Raw genomic sequence first — 20,772 nt, forward strand, 5'->3', positions numbered from 1 at the left:
TTAGAACGTTTAACAAAACGTGGCTGGCAACGCAGCAAGGCGCATTTTGTTAGACGTTCTTAGTAGCAAGCCGAAGACTGTTCACGGCCATTATGTACAGAGTGTTGTTCGGTCTCGTCGCAATTGGCGAGGTCGACTATGTTAAAATTTCAGATCTTAAGGTTTAGGAGTAATCATGGCTGTTCAGCAAAACAAAAAGTCCCCGTCCAAGCGTGGCATGCATCGTTCACACGACTTCCTGGTAGCACCGCAACTGGCCATCGAGCCAACCACCGGTGAAACACACATGCGTCATCACATTAGCCCAACCGGCTACTATCGTGGTCGCAAAGTTCTCAAAACGAAAAACGACGAGTAAATTTGTCAGTAACAAAATTGAAAGCGGCGCAGCGTATTTTTTGCCTGGTGCCGCTTTTTCACGTGTTGACACAGTACGTTGCGTCAGTTTGAATCACGCCAAATCTGGCCCCTGTTGCGGCTGGGACAGGGTATTGAATCAAATCAATGACAATAAAAATTTCAATTGACTGCATGGGTGGCGATCATGGCCCATCAGTGACCGTTCCGGCGGCAGTCTCCTTCGTCAATCGCGAATCTGAGGCCGAGTTGATGTTGGTCGGCAAAGAAGAGCTGATTCACGCAGAGCTCAAGAAACTCAAGTGCGTTGCGCATCCACGCATCACTGTTGTACCCGCGTCCGAAGTGGTGGAGATGGGCGACTCGCTCGAGATTTCCTTGCGCCGAAAGAAGGATTCGTCGATGCGGGTAACGATCAATCTGGTCAAGAATGGCGCTGCCCACGCCTGCGTTTCGGCAGGCAATACAGCCGCACTGATGGCGGTTTCCCGCTATATTCTCAAGACCATTCCGGGCGTCCACCGTCCGGCAATTTGCGGCATCATTCCCAATCAGAAAGGCGCGCCCACCTACATGCTGGATCTTGGCGCAAATGTCGATTGCGAGCCGCAACATTTGCATCAATTCGCGCTGATGGGTTCGGTTCTCGTGAGCGCAATGGAAAATATTGCGCGCCCGACCATCGGTCTGTTGAACGTCGGCGAAGAAGACATCAAGGGCAACGACGTGGTCAAGCGCACCGCTGCATTGTTGCGGGCGGAGCATGCAAAAGGCGTACTCAACTTTCATGGCAATGTCGAAGGCAACAATATTTTTGAAGGCACCACTGACATTGTGGTTTGCGACGGCTTTGTCGGCAACGTCACCTTGAAGGCTTCCGAAGGGCTGGGGCGATTCCTTAAGAACGTACTGGCCACGGAACTCAAAAGTTCGCCAATGAACATGCTCGGCGCACTGCTTGCGCGTGGAGCGTTGAAGGCGATTTCCCGTCGCATCAATCCGTCCCGCTACAATGGCGCCAGCTTGCTTGGTTTGCGCGGATTGGTCTTCAAGAGTCACGGCAGCGCAGATAAGTATGGCTATGAATGGGCAATCAAACGCGCGTTTGACGCTGCCCGAAACGACGTGCTTTCACGAATCTCGATCACGATTGCGTCATTGATGCCGCAAGTCGATGGCCCACCAACGCCGGATGGTTCAGGTCCTGCAACCGAATTGATGGAACAGAAAACCGCATGACGATTTATAGCAAAATCATTGGCACCGGCAGCTATCTGCCTCCTAATCGCGTCACCAATGCGCAGCTGACGCAAAGCATGGCCGCAAACGGCATAGAAACATCCGATGAATGGATTTTCTCGCGCAGCGGCATCTCGGCCCGGCACTATGCCGATCCCGCGACATTGTCGAGTGATCTAGCGGTGCATGCCGCGCTGCAGGCGCTGGAGATGGCCGGTCTGGTTGCCAATGATATCGATCTGATCATCGTGGCGACATCCACGCCAGATCATTTCGGCGGCTTTCCGAGTACTGCCTGCGTTGTCCAGCGCAAACTCGGTATCACCAATGACTGCGCTGCGGTTGATGTGCAGGCGGTGTGCAGTGGGTTCGTGTATGCCGTATCGGTCGCCGACAGTTTCATCCGCGGTGGGTCGCACAAGAAGGCGCTGGTTATTGGCACGGAAGTGTTTTCGCGTATTCTCGATTTCACGGATCGCACGACCTGCGTGCTGTTCGGTGATGGTGCCGGCGCAGTCATTCTCGCGGCGTCGGACGCGCCCGGCATTCTATCGACCAAACTCCATGCTGACGGCCGCCATGCCAGTATCCTGTGCGTCCCGGGCAACATCAATGCGGGCACGCTGGCCGGCAGTGCTTATCTTTACATGGATGGCCCAGCCGTCTTCAAGCTTGCCGTGTCGGTTCTCGAAAAGGTCGCCAAGGAAGCGCTGCTTGCTGCCGACCTGCAACCTGAGGCGCTGGATTGGCTGATCCCGCATCAGGCCAATATTCGCATCATGCAAAGCACTGCCCGGAAGCTGCACCTGCCGATCGAAAAGATGGTCGTTACCGTCGACCAGCATGGAAATACGTCAGCCGCATCCATCCCTTTGGCCCTTGACGTTGCAATGCGCGACGGCAGAATCCAGCCCGGCCAGCATGTGCTGATGGAAGGCGTCGGCGGCGGCTTCACCTGGGGTGCGATCGTCGCACGCATGTAAACCTGAAATCCACCTGAATTGATCGCATGACCACATTTGCATTCGTTTTCCCGGGACAGGGCTCCCAAGCCATTGGCATGCTTAATGGTTTCCTGGACAACCAGATTGTGAAGGATACCGTTGCGGAAGCATCGGATTTACTTGACGTTGATCTGGGCCAGATGATTGCCGACGGGCCGAAAGAGCTGCTCGATCTGACCACCAATACCCAACCCCTGATGCTCACCGCCGCGGTCGCTTTCTATCGCGCCTGGATAGCGGCTGGTGGCGCAATGCCTGCCATCGTTGCAGGACACAGTCTGGGCGAATACTCCGCACTGGTCGCCGCCGGCGTGCTGTCGTTTGCCGATGCGGTGCCGTTGGTGCGGTTCCGTGCGCAGGCTATGCAGCAAGCCGTCCCTGTCGGTCAGGGCGGTATGGCCGCGATTCTTGGATTGTCCGATCCGGATGTGATCGCCGTCTGCGCCGAGGCTGCGCAGGGTGAAATAGTCGAGGCCGTCAATTTCAATGCGCCCGCGCAAGTGGTTATCGCAGGTACGCGGGCAGCCGTGGAGCGTGCGTGCGAAGCGGCGAAAGCCAGGGGCGCGAAACGGGCATTGCTATTGTCCGTGTCGGCGCCATTTCATTCTTCCCTGCTCAAGCCGGCCTCCGATCAGCTGCGTGAATATCTGGCGACAATTGAATTTCAGAACAGTGTCGTTCCATTGATCAATAATGTTGATGTCGCGATCGTGAACGACGCTGCGGCATTCCGCGATGCGTTGGCGCGGCAGGCCGCAAGTCCTGTTCGCTGGGTTGAGACGATACAAAAAATGGCGACATCGGGCGTCACCCACGTCATTGAATGTGGTCCCGGAAAAGTTCTTTCCGGGCTGACAAAGCGCATCGATGGCACGCTGATTTCCGACGCGATTGTCGACGAGGGTTCGTTGCAACGTGTGTTGGAATTGCTCAAGGGAGTGTGAACGTGACTGACCTGAAAGATCAAATAGCCCTGGTAACTGGCGCTTCGCGTGGAATAGGGCGGGCAATTGCTCTGGAACTGGCGCGCCGCGGTGCTACCGTAATAGGTACCGCAACATCCGCTTCCGGTGCTGCATCGATATCGGATTTCCTTGCCGCTGCGGGCACGTCGAACTGCAAGGGCGTCGTTCTTGACGTAAATGACGCGCCCAGCTGTACAGCGCTGGTCGAGGCGATCCAAAAAGAGTTTGGCGGGCTTTCGGTTCTCGTCAATAATGCCGGCATCACGGCTGATCAGCTGGCCATGCGCATGAAAGACGACGAATGGGATCGGGTCATCGCAACCAACCTGTCAGCGGTCGGCCGCTTGGCAAGAGCGGTCCTGCGCGGGATGATCAAGGCCAAGGGCGGGCGCATCATCAACGTTACCTCCGTCGTCGCCTCGTCGGGGAATGCCGGGCAGATGAACTATGCTGCTGCAAAGGCGGGTGTCGAAGGCATGAGTCGCGCATTGGCGCGTGAAATTGGCAGCCGTAACATCACGGTAAACTGCGTGGCGCCTGGATTCATCGACACCGACATGACCAAAGCCCTCCCGGAGCAGCAAATCGCGCAGTTGGCGCAGCAGATTCCGCTCGGTCGACTTGGTCAGCCGGAGGACATTGCCGCAGCAGTTGCATTCCTTGCGTCGCCAGCTGCCGGGTACATTACCGGAATTACGTTGCATGTGAACGGCGGAATGTACATGGGTTAGACCCCTGCAGATCTCCTGCCCGGCCTGTTTTGATCATTCGTCAGAATGAAAGTTAAAAGTAAATTTTCGTTGCGCAAACCTGATAAAATGCGCGCACTTTCCGTCACCACTCACTGGAGTTAAAACATGTCCGATATCGAACAACGCGTTAAGAAAATCGTCGCTGAGCAATTGGGTGTCGCTGAAGCCGACATCAAGATCGAGTCTTCATTCGTTGACGACCTGGGTGCCGATTCGCTCGATACGGTTGAGCTGGTCATGGCTCTCGAAGACGAGTTCGAAATGGAAATTCCTGACGAGCAAGCTGAAAAGATCACGACAGTCCAGCAGGCTATTGACTACGCCAAGGCAAACGTCAAAGCCTGAATTGACTGAATTTAGGAGAACTGATTGAGCCGTCAACGTCGTGTCGTCATCACTGGTCTGGGATGTATTTCGCCGGTGGGAAATACCGTTTCACAGGCATGGAATGCGGTTCTTGAGGGCCGTTCTGGTATAGCGACAATTACCAGATTCGATGCAACGCCTTTCAGCACCCGTTTCGCCGGGGAAGTCAAAGGCTTCAACGTCGAAGAGTACATGCCGGCCAAGGAAGCGCGCCACATGGACGTGTTCATCCACTACGGCATGGCGGCGGGTATCCAAGCCATGCAGGATAGCGGCCTCGTGGTTACCGAGGAAAACGCTGATCGTATTGGCGTGATCGTCGGTTCCGGAATCGGTGGCTTGCCACTGATCGAGGAGACGCATGCGGAGCTAACGAAGCGGGGCCCGCGTCGCATCAGCCCCTTCTTTGTTCCAGCATCGATCATCAACATGATTTCCGGACACCTGTCGATCAAGTACGGATTGCGTGGACCGAATCTGGCGATCGTGACCGCTTGTACGACCGGATTGCATTGCATTGGTGCTGCCGGACGAATGATCGAATACGGCGATGCTGACGTGATGATCGCGGGTGGATCGGAAGCCACGATCTCACCGTTGGGGATCGGCGGATTCGCCTCGGCGCGCGCATTATCATCACGCAATGACGATCCTGCCGCCGCATCCCGTCCCTGGGATCGCGACCGCGACGGTTTCGTTCTCGGCGAGGGTGCAGGCGTCATGGTGCTCGAGGAGTACGAGCATGCCAAGGCGCGAGGCGCCAAGATATACGCCGAACTGCTTGGTTTCGGCATGAGCGCCGATGCATATCATATGACGGCGCCAATGGAAAATGGCGCAGGTGCCAGTCGCTGCATGATCTCCGCGCTAACCAACGCCGGAGTCAATGTCGACGACGTCAACTACGTCAATGCACACGGTACCTCAACGCCGCTGGGCGATGCCGCAGAAACCGTCGCGATCAAGCGTGCCCTTGGTGAGCACGCATCGAAAGTGGTTGTCAATTCAACCAAGTCGATGACGGGTCATCTCCTCGGCGGCGCGGGTGGCCTGGAGTCTGTCTTCACCGTCCTCGCAGTGCATCATCAAAAATCACCACCCACCATCAACCTGCAAAATCCCGATCCTGATTGCGATCTGGATTATTGTGCCAACGTTGCCCGTGACATGGTTATCGATATTGCCTTGAAAAATTCATTTGGCTTTGGCGGAACCAACGGTTCACTGGTCTTCGGCAAGATTTGAGCGGGTCACGCCGGCCCTTGACGCGTTGAGGGCCGGCTCTCTTTCTTCCATCAAGCGACATGTCGATCGCAGTTTCAGTAGTGGTCAGGCGTTCAGGAACTCTCGGGGTTCTGTGCCTTGTCATGGCAGTGGTCGCAGCAATTGTGACGGGACTGCTTGCGAGCGGATTGTTGTGCCAGCAAAATACGTGGGCACGGTTGCTTGGCGCAGCCTTCTCGGTGGCCGCCAGCGTTGCGCTTGGAATGAAAGTAGCCAAGAAAAATGCAACATACTGGATTGATATCTCCGGTTTGGGGCAGATCAGGCTATCCTCGTCGGACACTGGAAGGCGCTCTGAAGTCTTGCTGGCAGCTGATGCTGAGAATTGCCTGGAAATTGCATCAGGGTCGCTGATAACGCCGTCGCTGCTTTTCCTCAGGCTGAAAAATAAAACGGGGCTGATTCACACCCTGCTGATTTTTCCAGATTCGGTGTCGCAGCAAGGCTTCCGATGTCTGCTGGTTGCTTGCCGCTGGATTGCCGCGCAAAATACCCGCCAAACCAGAGAAATTGTGGGGGAATACGCCTCCACCAATGAACTAAGTACGTTACAGCCAGTCAACACTTTGGTCCGCGTGCGTGTTGAAAAAAAGTAAGGGAATGGGGATTGACGACAGAACGCGATATTGATCAGCTGCTTGTCGAACGCGTCCAGCGCGGTGACAAAAAAGCGTTCGAGCTATTGGTGATCAAATACCAGCGCAAGTTAATGCGGTTAGTGTCGCGGCTTGTTCGCGACCAGGCCGAGGCTGAAGATGTTGTACAAGAAGCTTTTATCAAGGCATACCGCGCATTGCCGCAGTTTCGCGGCGACTCGGCGTTCTATACTTGGTTATATCGCATTGGCATCAATACCGCGAAGAATTTCCTGGTAACGCAGGGAAGGCGTGCTCCGACCTCCACTGATGCAGATGCTGAAGAAGCAGAAACTTTTGATGACGCTGACCACCTAAGAGATATTAATACACCGGAATCAATGCTGGCGACGAAGCAGATTGCTGAAACGGTCAACGTCGCAATGAACGCCTTGCCTGAAGAGTTGCGTACGGCAATAACGTTGCGGGAAATCGAAGGATTAAGTTACGACGAAATCGCAGACGCCATGGCATGTCCGATTGGCACAGTGCGGAGTCGGATATTCAGGGCACGTGAGGCAATAGCCGAGAAGTTGCGACCCTTGTTGGGGACGGCAATCGATAAGCGCTGGTAATGCTGTAATTTATTTGGGGCAAAGCAAGTTGGATGGTCACCGTGAGGCAAGTATGAATACGAATGAAATGACAAATCAAGAAATCTCTGCTTTTGCAGATGGAGAACTTGCCCCGGATCGATTTGATGCGATTTCCAAAGCTTTGCGACAACACGACGCGCAGGCCGCCTGGAATGTCTATAACCACATCGGTGACATACTTCGCTCGAACGACATGGCGACAACTGGCCTGAGTGATGGGTTTGGCGCCCGTATGGCCGCCCGCCTTGATCTCGAGCCCGCCTTCATCGCACCGCAGACGTTGGCGTCCGCCGCGTCGCATCGCCTGTCGGCGAGCGCGGCGATACGCAGTATTGTTGCGCATCGTAAATCATTCATTCCTGCGATGGCGGCCGTTGCGGCAGTAGCGTATTTCGGTATCCCGCAATTGCTGTCGGGCACAGGCGATGCCGGCAGCGAGCGCGTTGTGGAAGCGGGCGCGGATGCAAACGGCGCCATTCGCGTAAATTCGAATATCATTGTTGCGCAGAATTCGGACGCGGCGGCGCCATCCGGCGTTACTGTGTTGCGCGACCCCCGCATTGATGAGTATTTGCTCGCGCATCAGCAATTTTCGCCGTCCGTTTACAGTTCCGCAAAATTTGCCCGTTCAGCCACATTTGCAAGCGATTCCAATAAATGACATTTATGCGGCAAACACTAGCCTCTCTCAAGTTTGTCGTAGTCTTATCGAGTTTGATCTCTTATTCAGCGTTGGCTGAGGGCGTTGATTCTCAGGACGAAAACCGGGATGCGCAAAATTGGCTGCGTCGGATTCAGGTCGCCGCGCAAAAAGTGAATTACTGGGGGACGTTCGTTTATCAACAGGCGAATCAGGTCCGTACTTCGCGCATTACGCATATCCATGATGGCAAGAACGAAATGGAGAAGCTGGAGATACTGGATGGCAAGCCGCGCGAGTACATTCGGAATAACGACGAAGTAGTTTGTTATGTTCCTGAGATACATACGTTATTTATCGAAAAAAGACCGGCGCCAGAGGTCTTTCCCGCGATTCTTGCGACCAATCCAGCGGACGTAACGCTCCATTACACTGTCAAGCGCGGTGAATCGGGACGCGTTGCAGGGTACGACACGCAGGCCTTGTTGCTGGAGCCGAAAGATAATCTTCGGTACGGATATAAACTATGGGCCGAAAAGGCAACCGGCCTGCTGCTGCGTGCGCAAACGCTCAATGACAAGCAGGAGGTCATTGAGCAAATCGCGTTCACTCAATTGGAAATTGGCAATATCAATCGAAGCCGGGTCAAGCCAAGCTTCACCAATACTGCCGGGTGGCACACCGAGAACAGCGTGATGAGCCCGGTCACAGTGCAATCCTGGACGGTCAAAAGCATACCTGCCGGATTCAAGAAAATCCGGGAAATGAAACGGTTGATTTCGGATAGCGCGCCCCAGGGTGAATCCAATGGCTCGGCACCAGTGCAACGGGAGCTGATTCAGCTGGTTTTTTCCGACGGCCTTGCGGCAATCTCGGTCTTCATCGAGCCGGGATCGCGCAGCCGAACCGAGGGCTCCATGCAGCAGGGGGCGGTTAATATTACCGGCAAACGGCAGGGAGATTTTTGGCTTACCATTGTCGGCGAAGTACCTGAAGCTGCAATCAAGCAAGTTGCCAATTCCATTGAATTCAAACCAAAGTAACGATGCCATGAACTCACGTACCCACATATTGAATAAAACTTTAAGTGTCATGTTGAGCGTTGCCGCGATCATTGCCATACCTGTCGCGACGAGTTTCCCTTCGACGGCGAGCGCGGCCTCTGTTGCCGGATTGCCTGACTTTACTGATCTGGTCGAAAAGACCGGGCCGGCAGTGGTCAATATTCGCACCACGGAAAAAGCCAAGTTTGCCCAGGGCGCGCCCGGCGCCGGTGCCGACGATGAGGAAATGCAGGAGTTTTTCAAGCGGTTCTTTGGCGTGCCGGTCCCACCGCGTCAGCAGCAGCCGGAACGTCCGTCCCGGCCAAAGCGACCGGGAACACCGCCGGCTGAAGAAGAGGTACCGCGCGGCGTCGGTTCAGGTTTCATCATTTCGGCCGATGGCTACGTCATGACAAATGCGCATGTTGTCGATGGCGCCGACGAAGTCTACGTAACGCTTACCGACAAGCGCGAATTCAAGGCGAAAATCATCGGTGCCGACAAACGTACCGATGTTGCGCTCGTGAAGATCGAAGGCGCCAATCTGCCGAGACTTGCGCTTGGGGATTCGGACAAGATCCGGGTCGGCGAATGGGTCATTGCGATTGGCTCACCGTTCGGACTGGACAATACCGTCACGGCCGGAATTATTTCCGCAAAGGCCCGTGATACCGGTGACTATCTGCCGCTGATTCAAACCGATGTTGCCGTCAATCCGGGTAATTCGGGTGGTCCGTTGATCAACATGCGGGGCGAGGTGGTCGGTATAAACTCACAGATTTACAGTCGTTCGGGTGGCTACATGGGGATTTCCTTTGCCGTTCCCATCGATGAAGCGATGCGCGTTTCCGACCAGCTGAAGCAAGCTGGCAAAGTGACGCGCGGCCGTATTGGCGTGCAAATCGGCGAGCTGACGAAGGAAGTTGCGGAGTCGCTTGGACTGTCCAAGGCGCAAGGTGCGCTGGTGCAACGTGTCGAGGCCGGCGGTCCTGCTGAGAAGGCTGGCGTTGAGGCCGGCGATATCATCCTGAAATTCAATGGCATCCTGATCGAGCGCTCAAGCGATCTGCCCCGCCTGGTGGGCAACACCAAGCCGGGTGCGCGCGCTGTCCTGACAGTGTGGCGCAAGGGAGCCAATCGGGACCTGAATGTGACCGTGGCAGAAATGGAGCAGGAAAAAGTGGCCAAGCGCGACGACAAGAAATCAAAAGCGGAGCAAACGGCCAACGCATTGGGGCTGGTTGCGAGCGATCTTACCGATGCGCAAAAAAAGGAATTGAAGATTGATGGCGGCGTCGTCGTCGATGCGGCAGAAGGTGCGTCAGCAAGGGCCGGATTGCGCGCCGGTGATGTCGTACTTCGATTGAATAATACGGACGTAAAAGACGCGAAGCAGTTCGCGGCACTGGTTGCCAAGCTTGATGCAAAAAAAGTCGCGGTCATCCTGGTGCGCCGTGGCGACGCATCCCAATTCGTGCCGATTCGGCCACTGGCGCAATAGTCGAATGATTGTCAAAAGAAGCTGCTGCCTTGAGGGTCGCAGCTTTTTTCACGGGTGGTGCTCCTGAAGTGATTAACTTGACCTTATATTCACGCAGTTACTGTCACCTGTGCGACGACATGTCTGCCGCCCTGAACGCGTTTCAGTCATTGCGGAGTTTTCAGGTCAACGTGGTTGATGTGGATGCCGACGCATTGCTGGTGGCGCGATACGATGAGTTGGTACCGGTGCTCATCGGGCACGATGCAAATGGCGCGGAGATCGAACTGTGCCATTATTTTCTTTCAGGTGATGCCGTACGCGATTTTCTGCTTGCTCAGCCGGCTTAATACGGTTTTCCAGGGCGCAATGCTTTGTGGTCCGCATGCGAATCGCCTAGCTGCTTGATTTCACGGGCTTTCCCCTCTGGAATCCGGTAAAATGCGCAGCTGAACAACCTCCTGAAACAAGGCGCTCGCCTGAGGAATTGATCCTCGTCCGGAGCGCCTTTTTTGTAATCGTGTTTTGAGTTAATGAATAACATCCGCAATTTCTCCATCATCGCCCATATTGACCATGGCAAGTCCACGCTGGCCGATCGCATCATTCAACTTTGCGGCGGGCTGTCTGATCGCGAGATGGAGGCCCAGGTGCTCGACAGCATGGACATCGAACGCGAGCGCGGCATTACGATCAAGGCCCAGACAGCGGCGCTGATGTACAAGTCGCGCGACGGCAAGGTGTACAACCTCAACTTGATTGATACGCCTGGCCACGTCGACTTCAGCTACGAAGTCAGTCGATCTCTGTCAGCCTGCGAAGGCGCGCTACTGGTCGTTGATGCCTCGCAAGGCGTTGAGGCGCAAACCGTCGCCAATTGCTACACGGCGCTGGATCTGGGTGTCGAGGTGGTCCCGGTCCTGAACAAGATCGACTTGCCGTCGGCTGACCCCGCCAATGCCATTGCCGAAATCGAAGAGGTCATTGGTATTGATGCTTCCGAGGCAGTGCACTGTTCCGCCAAGACGGGGCTCGGTGTCCAGGATGTGCTGGAATCGCTGATTCTGAAGGTGCCGCCGCCAAAGGGTGATCCCGATGCGCCGCTGCAGGCGCTGCTGGTCGATTCATGGTTCGATAACTATGTCGGCGTCGTCATGCTGGTGCGGGTCGTCAATGGAACCCTGCGGGCCAAGGACAAAATTTTGCTGATGGCGAACGGCTCGGTGCATTTGACCGAAAGCGTTGGCGTCTTCACGCCAAAATCCGTGACCCGTGAAACCTTGTCTGCCGGGCAGGTCGGCTTCATTATTGCGGGCATCAAAGAGCTCAAGGCCGCCAAGGTGGGCGATACCATCACGCTTGCAAGCCGTCCGGCCACTGAGCCGCTGCCCGGTTTCAAGGAAGTGCAGCCACAGGTGTTCGCCGGTCTGTTTCCGGTGGAAGCCAACCAGTACGACGCATTGCGCGATTCGCTTGAAAAGCTCAAGCTCAACGACGCCGCGCTGCAGTACGAGCCGGAAGTCTCGCAGGCGCTGGGATTCGGTTTCCGGTGCGGCTTCCTCGGCCTGTTGCACATGGAAATCGTGCAGGAGCGTCTTGAGCGTGAATTCGATATGGACCTGATCACGACGGCACCGACGGTTATTTATGAAGTCGTGCAACGTGACGGCTCGATTCTGATGGTGGACAACCCGTCGAAAATGCCCGATCCATCCAAAATCGAAGAGGTCCGGGAGCCAATCGTCACCGTCAATTTGTACATGCCGCAGGAATATGTGGGTGCCGTGATCACGCTGTGTACGCAAAAGCGCGGCATGCAAATCGACATGAACTACCACGGCAAGCAAGTAAAGCTGACCTACGAGATGCCGATGGCGGAAATCGTGCTCGATTTTTTCGACAAGCTGAAATCGACGTCGCGCGGCTATGCGTCGATGGATTACGAGTTCAAGGAATACCGCTCCGCCGATGTGGTCAAAGTCGACATGCTGATCAACAGTGAAAAAGTCGATGCGCTGGCCATTATCGTGCACCGTGCCAACAGCCAGTATCGTGGACGCGCAGTGGCTGCCAAGATGCGCGAATTGATTCCGCGGCAAATGTTTGATGTGGCAATTCAGGCCGCAATCGGGGCAAATATCATATCGCGCGAGAACGTCAAGGCGTTGCGCAAGAACGTGCTGGCAAAGTGCTATGGCGGCGACATCAGCCGCAAGCGCAAGCTGCTCGAAAAGCAAAAGGCCGGCAAGAAGCGCATGAAGCAGGTAGGTTCGGTCGAAATACCGCAAGAAGCATTTCTGGCAATTTTACAAGTGGACGATAAATGAACCTGCAAGTCATTCTTGGCAACTTCGCGTTGATTCTGTTCGTATTGACTGTGCTATCCGGTGTGATCTGGTTTCTGGATGTGTTTTATCTGGCCCGCCAGCGTCGTGCCCGGGCCGACTCGGCGCTGGCGGAATTTGATGCCCGCAACGGCAAATTGCAGGCCGAGGGCATCAAGCTGGAAGCCTCCGGCCGGCAGGCACTGGAAGCGGATCTGTTGCGGCAGCCTACCTGGATCGAATATTCCGGTAGTTTCTTTCCGGTAATTGCTCTGGTGTTCTTCTTGCGCTCCTTTTTATACGAGCCGTTCAAGATTCCCTCGCCATCCATGGTCCCGACCTTGCAGGTGGGCGATCTGATCCTGGTGAATAAATTCACTTATGGCATCCGGCTTCCATTGCTCAACAAGAAGATCATCGAAGTGAACAATCCACAACGTGGCGATGTGATGGTGTTCAAATACCCCAAGGATATGTCGCTCGACTACATCAAGCGCGTGGTGGGCGTGCCGGGGGATAAGATTGTCTACAGGAATAAACGGCTGTCGATCAATGGCACACCCGTCTCGTACACGGGCTTGCCGGACTATCTGGACGAGGAGCGCCTGACCTACTCCAAGCAGTACCTTGAAAACCTTACCGGTGTCGAGCACAAGATCTTGAACAATCCGCAGGCAGGCGATGAACTCAACAACGTCGACCAGTTCCCGATGCGCGAGGCGTGCAGCTATAACTCCGAGGGTTTTGCCTGCACGGTCCCCGCTGGACATTACTTCATGATGGGGGATAATCGGGACAACAGTGCCGACAGCCGATATTGGGGCTTTGTTCCCGATCAAAATATTGTCGGAAAAGCATTTTACGTGTGGATGAATCTGGGCAATCTCAAGCGTATTGGCAGTTTCAAATAAATCGGCGTACAAGGAGCAACACATGCGTTCAAGGGCAATCGGCAAGCAGGGCGGCATTACTTTGGTTGGACTTATTTTCGTTCTCGCCATTCTGGGACTGATTGGCGTCATTGGCTTGAAAGTATTCCCGACGGTGGTCGAGTTCATGTCGGTCAAGAAAGCGCTGGTTGCAGCGAAAGCCTCTGGTTCCACACCCGTCGAGATCCGAACCTCGTTCGACAAGCAGGCCACTACCGGCTATATCGATTCCGTGACGAGCAAGGATCTGGTTTTCTCCAAGGACGATGGCGAAATTGAAGTCAGTATCGCGTACCAGAAAAAAATCCCCCTGTTCGGGCCCGCCTCGTTGCTGATGGAATATGAAGCCACCACTGCCAAATCTGCTACCAAGAAACCTGCCGTCTGATCGGGTGTAGCGCCGACTGAAATGGACTTTATGCTTCTGGAAGACCGACTTGCTTATACGTTCAAGGATGCCGCTTTGCTGCAGCAAGCGCTGACACATCGCAGCCATGGCAGTTTGCATAACGAGCGGCTCGAATTTCTGGGTGATTCCATTCTCAATTGTGTGGTCGCTTCGTTGTTGTTCGAGCGTTATAGCAAAATTGACGAAGGCGACCTGTCCCGGCTGCGCGCCAACCTGGTCAAGCAGCAGTCCCTGTACGAGATTGCACAGCGACTGGAGTTGTCGCAGTTCTTGCGCCTGGGGGAGGGCGAGTTGAAGTCGGGCGGATTCCGGCGTCCTTCGATTCTCGCCGACACACTGGAAGCGCTGTTCGGGGCGATTTATCTCGACAGTGAATTCAATGCGGCGCGGGATGTGATCAGGGCGCTGTACATTCCCATTCTGGATACCGTCGATCCGAAGACGCTGGGAAAAGACGCCAAGACACTGCTGCAGGAGTATTTGCAGGGAAAGAAAATCGCGCTTCCGCAATACAACGTGGTTGCCACGCATGGCGCTGCCCACAATCAGGAATTCGAGATTGAATGTCTGGTACCGAAACTGGATATTCAGGTTTTCGGCACCGGCGGCAGCAGGCGGGCAGGCGAGCAGGCTGCCGCAAAACATGCATTGGAGGCGGTGCAAAGTGCGTTCCTGAAAAGTCCCGCGGGCGCCCGCAAGAGCAAGCCGCGCACCTCGCAACTCAAATTGGCCGGCATCGCAACGATTCAGCCCGATGCGCCAGTTGAAGCAGCCGGCACACCGCGTGAAAAAAAGGTGTCCGCAAAAATTGATCCCAATCCAAAAGCCGGCGAGAGTGCGACGAAAGACAGCAAACCCGGCACCGACGTTCGGGCTGGCAATGAGCCACCGGATGCCACCGATGTCACCAAACCAATTGCAGTAACTCAAACGAAGACGGCATGACTGAATCTGCAACACCATCGAATTTCCGCTGTGGCTACATCGCCATCGTCGGACGACCCAACGTCGGCAAGTCGACGTTGATGAATGCGTTGATCGGCGCAAAAGTAAGTATCACTTCACGCAAGGCGCAGACCACGCGCCATCGCATCACCGGCATTCAAACGGTGGAAGATACCCAGTTTGTGTACGTCGATACGCCCGGCTTTCAAACACGTCATGCGAATGCGCTGAACAAGACCCTCAACAAGACGGTGTCCAATACGCTGACGTCGGCGGATGTGATCCTGTTCCTGATCGAAGCTGGAACGTTCGGACCTGCCGACCAGCAGGTGCTGGACCTGATTCCCGAATCGGTGCCATGCATCCTCGTGATCAATAAATCCGATCGGGTCAAGGACAAGGCCGTGCTACTGCCGTTCGCACAGCAAATCGCCGCCAAGCATGACTTCGCAGCGGTGGTTCCCGTGTCGGCCACGCTGGGATTCCAGCTCGATGGCTTGCAGAAGGAAACGCGCAACTTCCTGCCGGAAGGACCGCCGATTTTTGGTCCCGACGACATCACGGATCGCAGCGAAAAATTCCTCGCGGCCGAAATCATCCGCGAAAAAGTATTCCGCTTCGTCGGTGACGAGCTGCCTTACACAAGTACCGTCCTGATTGAAAAATTCGAACAGGAAGGCGATCTGCGCCGCGTGTTTGCGGCGATTCTGGTGCAGCGCGACACCCACAAGTCGATGCTGATCGGTCAGAAGGGCGCACGCCTGAAGGAGATTTCGACGCAGGCCAGACTCGACATGGCGCGTTTGTTCGGCGGGCCGGTGTATCTCGAAGTCTGGGTCAAGGTCAAGTCGGGCTGGGCCGACAACGAAGCCGGTCTGCGTGCCTACGGCTACGAATAACCGGACCGGACCAGGCGCGTGGTAGGTCAAGCCGCTGACTCGCCGATGCCCGTCGTGGCAGCGCCGACTGACACACCGTCGGCCCGGCCGCGTCGGCCGCGGGTGCTGGAAAAAGACCATCGCGTCGGCAATCAGCCTGGATTCGTCCTGCACAGCTACCCGTACAAGGAAACCAGCCTCATCGTCGATGTGTTCACGCGCGATCACGGCAGGATTGCGCTGGTCGCCAAGGGCGCCAAGCGCCCGCATTCGAAACTGCGCGGCGTCCTGCAAACTTTCCAGCCCTTGTCGGTCAGCTGGAGCGGCAAATCGGAAGTGCGCACGCTGACCGGCGCCGAGTGGGTTGGCGGTTTGCCGCCACTCGAAAAAGCCGCCCTGCTGTGCGGCTTCTATCTGAACGAACTGCTGGTCAAGCTGCTCGCCCGCGACGATCCCCATCCCGCCCTGTTTGATCACTACATCGCTGCCCTCAATCAGCTCGGCCATGACGAACCGGCGCCCATCGTGTTGCGCAAGTTCGAACGCAGCCTGATGAAGGAAACCGGCGTGGCGGGCGACCTGACGATGTGTACAGGCACTGGACAACGGGTGCAGGCCGAGCGGCTTTACGTGGTCGATCCGGAACGCGGTCCGCGCCCGGCCAATCCGTCCGACGCGGCGCCGCGCGTCAGCGGGCAGACCTTGCTCGACATGGAGCGCGAAGATTACAGCGACAGCACCACACTCACCCAGAGCAAGTTCCTGATGCGGTATTTGCTGGCCTGGCATCTGGGCGGTGTGCCGTTGAACACGCGCCAGATCCTCATCGATCTGACCCAACTATGATCGGTCCGAGCCTGCCATGAGCTACCTGAATCCACCCGCCGCCACACCCGCGCTGTGCATCGACCTCACCGCCCTTGCGAGATTGCGCGACCTGCGGCCCGGCGCCGGCGCGCCCGAACTGGCCGAGGCCGCAATGCTGGCCGAGGCTGCCGGCGCAGACCGGATTGCACTGTCATTGCGCAGCGACGCAGGTGCGCAGTGGCAGGCTGATGTCATCGCGATGCGCGCCCGACTACCTGGCGGATGCGACCTCGCGCTGCCGCTGGGTGCGGAGATGCTTGCACTTGCCGCTGAACTGACGCCACATGCGCTTTGCCTCGTCGGCGATCAGCCCGAGGGTGGCAGCATCGACGTGGTACAGCATGGCGCTGCAATCCGGTTGGCGCTGCAGCACCTGCGCGAGCGTCCGGTCGTGGCGATGCTCACGATCGATGCGAACATCGTGCAGATTCAGGCCGCTGTCGACACCGGTGTAACTGCAATCATGCTCAACACCGCACCGTATGCCATGGCGGACGATGCAGCGCAGGCATCGGTGCAATGGGAGCGACTTGCCAACGCCGCAATCGAGGCAGCGCGACTTGGGCTGCAGGTGCAGGCTGGTGGTTTTCTGGACTATCGCAACGTCGGCCGGATCGCGGCGATTGACACGATCACGCAGGTCAACGTTGGCCACGCGGTACTTGCGCGCGCAGTAATTGGCGGCTGGTCGAAGGCGGTCAGCGACATGAAATCCATCGTCGCGCAGGCGCGCCACCTCGACGCGGGCAAAGCATGATTTACGGCATCGGTACGGACATCATTCAGATCAGTCGCATTGAAGCGGCGCTACAGCGTCATGGTCCGCGTTTCGCCGAAAAAATCCTTGGCATTGAAGAGCTTGAGAAATACCATCGTCGCAGCGCCAAGGTTGCCGCGCGCGGACTGCGTTTTCTGGCAACCCGTTTCGCCGCCAAGGAAGCCTTTTCGAAAGCCATCGGCCTTGGGATTCACATGCCGATGACCTGGCGGGCGATGCAAACCCTGAACGCGCCCAGCGGCAAACCGATTGTTGTCACCAGCGGCGCATTGACGTTGTTCATGGAGCAGCACGGACTGAGTGCACAGGTATCAATTACCGACGAAACCGACTACGCGGTCGCCTTCGTCATCGTGGAGAAAACATGAATCAGGCAGCAGACATGAAACACAATCGCACCGCACCGGTGATGCTTGACGTGATCGGTACCGAACTCAATGCCGACGACATCCGGCGCATTCGGCATCCGCTCACCGGTGGCGTGATCCTGTTTGCGCGCAACTTCGCCGATCGCGCCCAGCTGGTGGCGCTGACCGACGCCATCCACGCACTGCGCGCCGATGTGCTGATTGCCGTCGACCATGAAGGCGGCCGGGTGCAGCGCTTCAGGACCGATGGATTTACGGTATTGCCGGCAATGCGGCTGCTCGGCCAACTATGGGATCGGGACGTGCTTGCCGCCACCAGGGTAGCGACCGATGTCGGTTTTGTGCTGGCCGCCGAGTTACGTGCCTGTGGCGTCGACTTGTCGTTTACGCCGGTGCTGGATCTGGATCACGGCGAATCGGGCGTGATCGGCAACCGTGCCTTTCATCGCGATGCGCGCGTCGTGACGCTGCTGGCCAAGAGTCTCAACCATGGCCTTGCTTTGGCGGGCATGGCCAATTGCGGCAAACATTTTCCAGGCCATGGTTTTGCGCAGGCTGATTCGCATGTCGCCGTGCCGGTGGACGAGCGCTCGCTGGAAGCGATTCTCGGCGACGATGCCGCGCCGTACGACTGGCTTGGGCTGGGACTGGCAGGTGTGATGCCGGCGCATGTCATTTACCCGCAGGTCGATGCGCAGCCGGCCGGGTTCTCCCGGAAGTGGTTGTCGATCCTGCGCCACGACATGGGATTCGACGGCGTGATCTTCAGTGATGACCTCAGCATGGAGGGTGCCAGCGTCGCGGGCGACGTGATTGCCGGTGCCACGGCGGCACTGGCCGCTGGCTGCGACATGGTACTGATCTGCAATGCGCCGGACAAGGCAGACCAGTTGCTCGACGGACTGCACGCCAATCAATCCAGTGAGCGCAGCGCGGCACGCATTGCGACACTGATGCCGACCATGGCGCCGCTGGACTGGGCTTCCCTGCAAGCCGATGACCGCTACCAGTCGGCCAAACGCAGCATCGCTGCATTACTGGCCGAATGACCGACGCGCTGGCTCCCGACCCGCGCGCCATCGTGCTGGAGACGGTGGCCAAGCTGCCGCACCTGCCGGGCGTGTATCGCTATTTCGACGCCGACAACAATGTGCTGTATGTGGGCAAGGCGCGCGATCTGAAAAAGCGGGTGTCGAGTTATTTTCAGAAGACCGCCAGCAGCTCACGCATTGCCATGATGGTCGAGCGCATCGCCCGGCTCGAGACCACGGTGACCCGCAGCGAAGCCGAAGCGCTGCTGCTGGAAAACAATCTGATCAAGTCCTTGCAGCCGCGCTTCAACATCCTGTTCCGCGACGACAAATCCTATCCGTATCTGAAAATCACCGGACAGGATTTCCCGCGCATGGCGTACTACCGCGGCGCGATCGACAAGCGCAATCAATTCTTCGGACCTTTCCCGAGCGCGTGGGCGGTCAAGGAGTCGATGCAAATCCTGCAGAAGGTGTTCATGTTGCGCACCTGCGAAGACAGCGTCTACGCCAACCGGACCCGACCCTGCCTGCTGCATCAGATTCATCGCTGCAGCGCGCCTTGCGTGAAGGCGATCAGCCAGGAGGATTATTTGCGCGACGTCGAGAATGCGGCGAAATTTTTGCGCGGCCGGCAAACCGAGGTGATGCAGACGCTGGGGGAAAAAATGCATGCGCATGCCGAGGCACTCGAATTCGAGCAGGCCGCCGTGGTGCGCAATCAGATGAATGCGCTGTCGCGCGTGCTGCATCAGCAAACCATGGAGTCGGGCAACGAAGCCGATCTCGACATCATTGCCGTGCTGGTGCAGGGCGGCCGGGCCTGCGTGAATCTGGCGATGGTGCGCGGTGGCCGGCATCTGGGCGACCGTGCCTATTTCCCGACCCACGTCGACAATGCGCTGGCCAGCGAGGGCGAGCCGCTCGAGGTCGAAGTAATGAAGGCCTTCCTGGCGCAGCATTACATTGAAAAATTCATTCCGTCGACGCTGGTGCTCAGTCTCGACCTGGACGAACCCGAGCTGATGCTTGCGTTGATGGAGCAGTGCGGCCATCGGATCAATCTGCTGTTTCAGCCGCAGGGGCAGCGCCGCCAATGGCTGGAAATGGCGGCCAAGGGGGCCGAAATTTCGCTGGCCCGGTTGCTGTCCGAGCAGGGTTCGCAGCAATCGCGCACGCGCGCGCTGGTGGAGGTGCTCGGGCTGGATGGCGATGATCTCGACAGCATTCGCATCGAATGTTTTGACATCAGCCATACCCAGGGTGAGGCAACGCAGGCTTCATGCGTGGTGTTCCACCATCATGCGATGCAAAATGGCGAATACCGCCGCTACAACATTGCCGGCATCACGCCGGGCGACGATTACGCTGCGATGCGACAGGTCCTCACGCGGCGCTACGAAAAAGTCGCCAACGGTGATGGCGTCATGCCAGACATCGCGTTGATCGACGGTGGCAAAGGTCAGGTTGAAGTCGCGCGCCAAGTGTTCGCCGAACTGGGTCTCGATATCAGCCTGATTGTCGGCGTGGCCAAAGGGGAGGGGCGTCGTGTCGGGTTGGAAACCCTGGTCTTTGTCGATGGCCGTGAGCCCAAGGAACTGGGTAAGGAATCGGCCGCACTCATGCTGATTGCGCAGATTCGCGACGAGGCCCATCGCTTCGCCATTACCGGCATGCGCGCCCGGCGCGCCAAGGCCAGGCAAACCTCGCGGCTGGAAGAGATTGAAGGAATTGGCGCGAAGCGGCGCCAGAAACTGTTGGCCCGATTTGGCGGATTGCGCGGCGTGGTCGATGCCAGCGTGGACGATCTGGCATCGGTGGATGGCATCTCGCGTCAATTGGCGGAAGACATTTATAGGCAATTGCATTAAATTACGCAGGG

Annotated in this window: 23 protein-coding genes; all 23 read left to right on the plus strand. The window is 56.9% G+C overall.

Annotated features, from left to right (window positions below; genetic code table 11):
* Positions 1-175: 175 nt before the first annotated feature.
* The 23 genes from rpmF to uvrC all read left to right on the plus strand — a co-directional run bounded on the left by rpmF (position 176) and on the right by uvrC (position 20,761).
* A complete protein-coding gene (gene rpmF / locus RCH09_RS06790; RefSeq protein WP_326940298.1) occupies positions 176-358 on the plus strand; it encodes a 50S ribosomal protein L32 in 183 nt (60 codons plus the stop codon).
* Between the two features lie 146 nt (positions 359-504).
* The gene (gene plsX, locus RCH09_RS06795) at positions 505-1,596 is read left to right on the plus strand and encodes a phosphate acyltransferase PlsX (RefSeq protein WP_326940299.1); all 1,092 of its coding nucleotides are present in this window, start codon (positions 505-507) and stop codon (positions 1,594-1,596) included.
* The gene (locus tag RCH09_RS06800) at positions 1,593-2,579 is read left to right on the plus strand and encodes a beta-ketoacyl-ACP synthase III (protein WP_326940300.1); all 987 of its coding nucleotides are present in this window, start codon (positions 1,593-1,595) and stop codon (positions 2,577-2,579) included. The genes plsX and RCH09_RS06800 overlap by 4 nt, the downstream gene beginning before the upstream one ends.
* Before the next feature lie 26 nt (positions 2,580-2,605).
* Positions 2,606-3,544, plus strand: coding sequence for an ACP S-malonyltransferase (gene fabD / locus RCH09_RS06805; protein ID WP_326940301.1), 939 nt, complete (start codon positions 2,606-2,608; stop codon positions 3,542-3,544).
* Positions 3,545-3,546: 2 nt separating this feature from the next.
* Positions 3,547-4,296, plus strand: a complete 750-nt coding sequence (fabG, locus tag RCH09_RS06810) for a 3-oxoacyl-ACP reductase FabG (RefSeq protein ID WP_442785012.1) — start codon at positions 3,547-3,549, stop codon at positions 4,294-4,296.
* Between the two features lie 126 nt (positions 4,297-4,422).
* Positions 4,423-4,662 carry an acyl carrier protein gene (gene acpP / locus RCH09_RS06815; protein ID WP_326940303.1) on the plus strand — a complete coding sequence of 80 codons (240 nt, stop codon included), beginning with the start codon at positions 4,423-4,425 and terminating at the stop codon, positions 4,660-4,662.
* Positions 4,663-4,686: 24 nt separating this feature from the next.
* Positions 4,687-5,928 (plus strand): beta-ketoacyl-ACP synthase II, encoded by a 1,242-nt coding sequence (gene fabF, locus RCH09_RS06820; protein WP_326940304.1) that lies wholly within the window; start codon positions 4,687-4,689, stop codon positions 5,926-5,928.
* Positions 5,929-5,987: 59 nt separating this feature from the next.
* Positions 5,988-6,563 carry a protein YgfX gene (locus RCH09_RS06825; RefSeq protein ID WP_326940305.1) on the plus strand — a complete coding sequence of 192 codons (576 nt, stop codon included), beginning with the start codon at positions 5,988-5,990 and terminating at the stop codon, positions 6,561-6,563.
* An 11-nt stretch (positions 6,564-6,574) separates the two neighbouring features.
* On the plus strand, positions 6,575-7,177 hold the full coding sequence (gene rpoE, locus RCH09_RS06830) for an RNA polymerase sigma factor RpoE (protein ID WP_326940306.1): 603 nt from the start codon (positions 6,575-6,577) through the stop codon (positions 7,175-7,177).
* Between the two features lie 52 nt (positions 7,178-7,229).
* Positions 7,230-7,859 (plus strand): sigma-E factor negative regulatory protein, encoded by a 630-nt coding sequence (locus RCH09_RS06835; RefSeq protein ID WP_326940307.1) that lies wholly within the window; start codon positions 7,230-7,232, stop codon positions 7,857-7,859.
* Between the two features lie 5 nt (positions 7,860-7,864).
* Positions 7,865-8,881: a MucB/RseB C-terminal domain-containing protein gene (locus RCH09_RS06840; protein WP_326940346.1), complete on the plus strand. Its 1,017-nt coding sequence runs from the start codon at positions 7,865-7,867 to the stop codon at positions 8,879-8,881.
* A 49-nt stretch (positions 8,882-8,930) separates the two neighbouring features.
* Positions 8,931-10,382 carry a DegQ family serine endoprotease gene (locus RCH09_RS06845; protein ID WP_326940347.1) on the plus strand — a complete coding sequence of 484 codons (1,452 nt, stop codon included), beginning with the start codon at positions 8,931-8,933 and terminating at the stop codon, positions 10,380-10,382.
* A 29-nt stretch (positions 10,383-10,411) separates the two neighbouring features.
* Positions 10,412-10,711 carry a glutaredoxin family protein gene (locus RCH09_RS06850; RefSeq protein ID WP_326940308.1) on the plus strand — a complete coding sequence of 100 codons (300 nt, stop codon included), beginning with the start codon at positions 10,412-10,414 and terminating at the stop codon, positions 10,709-10,711.
* Between the two features lie 183 nt (positions 10,712-10,894).
* The gene (gene lepA, locus RCH09_RS06855) at positions 10,895-12,688 is read left to right on the plus strand and encodes a translation elongation factor 4 (protein ID WP_326940309.1); all 1,794 of its coding nucleotides are present in this window, start codon (positions 10,895-10,897) and stop codon (positions 12,686-12,688) included.
* The gene (lepB, locus tag RCH09_RS06860) at positions 12,685-13,596 is read left to right on the plus strand and encodes a signal peptidase I (RefSeq protein WP_326940310.1); all 912 of its coding nucleotides are present in this window, start codon (positions 12,685-12,687) and stop codon (positions 13,594-13,596) included. The genes lepA and lepB overlap by 4 nt, the downstream gene beginning before the upstream one ends.
* 22 nt (positions 13,597-13,618) lie before the next feature.
* Entirely contained in the window at positions 13,619-14,002 is a 384-nt protein-coding gene (locus RCH09_RS06865) for a DUF4845 domain-containing protein (protein WP_326940311.1), read from the plus strand.
* Positions 14,003-14,023: 21 nt separating this feature from the next.
* Positions 14,024-14,968: a ribonuclease III gene (gene rnc / locus RCH09_RS06870; RefSeq protein ID WP_326940312.1), complete on the plus strand. Its 945-nt coding sequence runs from the start codon at positions 14,024-14,026 to the stop codon at positions 14,966-14,968.
* Positions 14,965-15,867, plus strand: a complete 903-nt coding sequence (gene era / locus RCH09_RS06875) for a GTPase Era (protein ID WP_326940313.1) — start codon at positions 14,965-14,967, stop codon at positions 15,865-15,867. The genes rnc and era overlap by 4 nt, the downstream gene beginning before the upstream one ends.
* 45 nt (positions 15,868-15,912) lie before the next feature.
* Positions 15,913-16,692 (plus strand): DNA repair protein RecO, encoded by a 780-nt coding sequence (gene recO / locus RCH09_RS06880; protein ID WP_326940314.1) that lies wholly within the window; start codon positions 15,913-15,915, stop codon positions 16,690-16,692.
* 16 nt (positions 16,693-16,708) lie between these two features.
* Complete coding sequence (locus RCH09_RS06885) at positions 16,709-17,470, plus strand: pyridoxine 5'-phosphate synthase (protein ID WP_326940315.1); 762 nt, start codon at positions 16,709-16,711, stop codon at positions 17,468-17,470.
* Entirely contained in the window at positions 17,467-17,859 is a 393-nt protein-coding gene (gene acpS, locus RCH09_RS06890; protein ID WP_326940316.1) for a holo-ACP synthase, read from the plus strand. The genes RCH09_RS06885 and acpS overlap by 4 nt, the downstream gene beginning before the upstream one ends.
* Complete coding sequence (gene nagZ / locus RCH09_RS06895; protein WP_442785013.1) at positions 17,856-18,908, plus strand: beta-N-acetylhexosaminidase; 1,053 nt, start codon at positions 17,856-17,858, stop codon at positions 18,906-18,908. The genes acpS and nagZ overlap by 4 nt, the downstream gene beginning before the upstream one ends.
* The gene (gene uvrC, locus RCH09_RS06900) at positions 18,905-20,761 is read left to right on the plus strand and encodes an excinuclease ABC subunit UvrC (RefSeq protein ID WP_326940318.1); all 1,857 of its coding nucleotides are present in this window, start codon (positions 18,905-18,907) and stop codon (positions 20,759-20,761) included. Before nagZ ends, uvrC begins: the two co-directional genes overlap by 4 nt.
* The last annotated feature ends 11 nt before the right edge of the window (positions 20,762-20,772 follow it).

The organism is Actimicrobium sp. GrIS 1.19 (assembly GCF_035984655.1).
In the GTDB taxonomy this organism is placed as follows: domain Bacteria; phylum Pseudomonadota; class Gammaproteobacteria; order Burkholderiales; family Burkholderiaceae_D; genus Actimicrobium.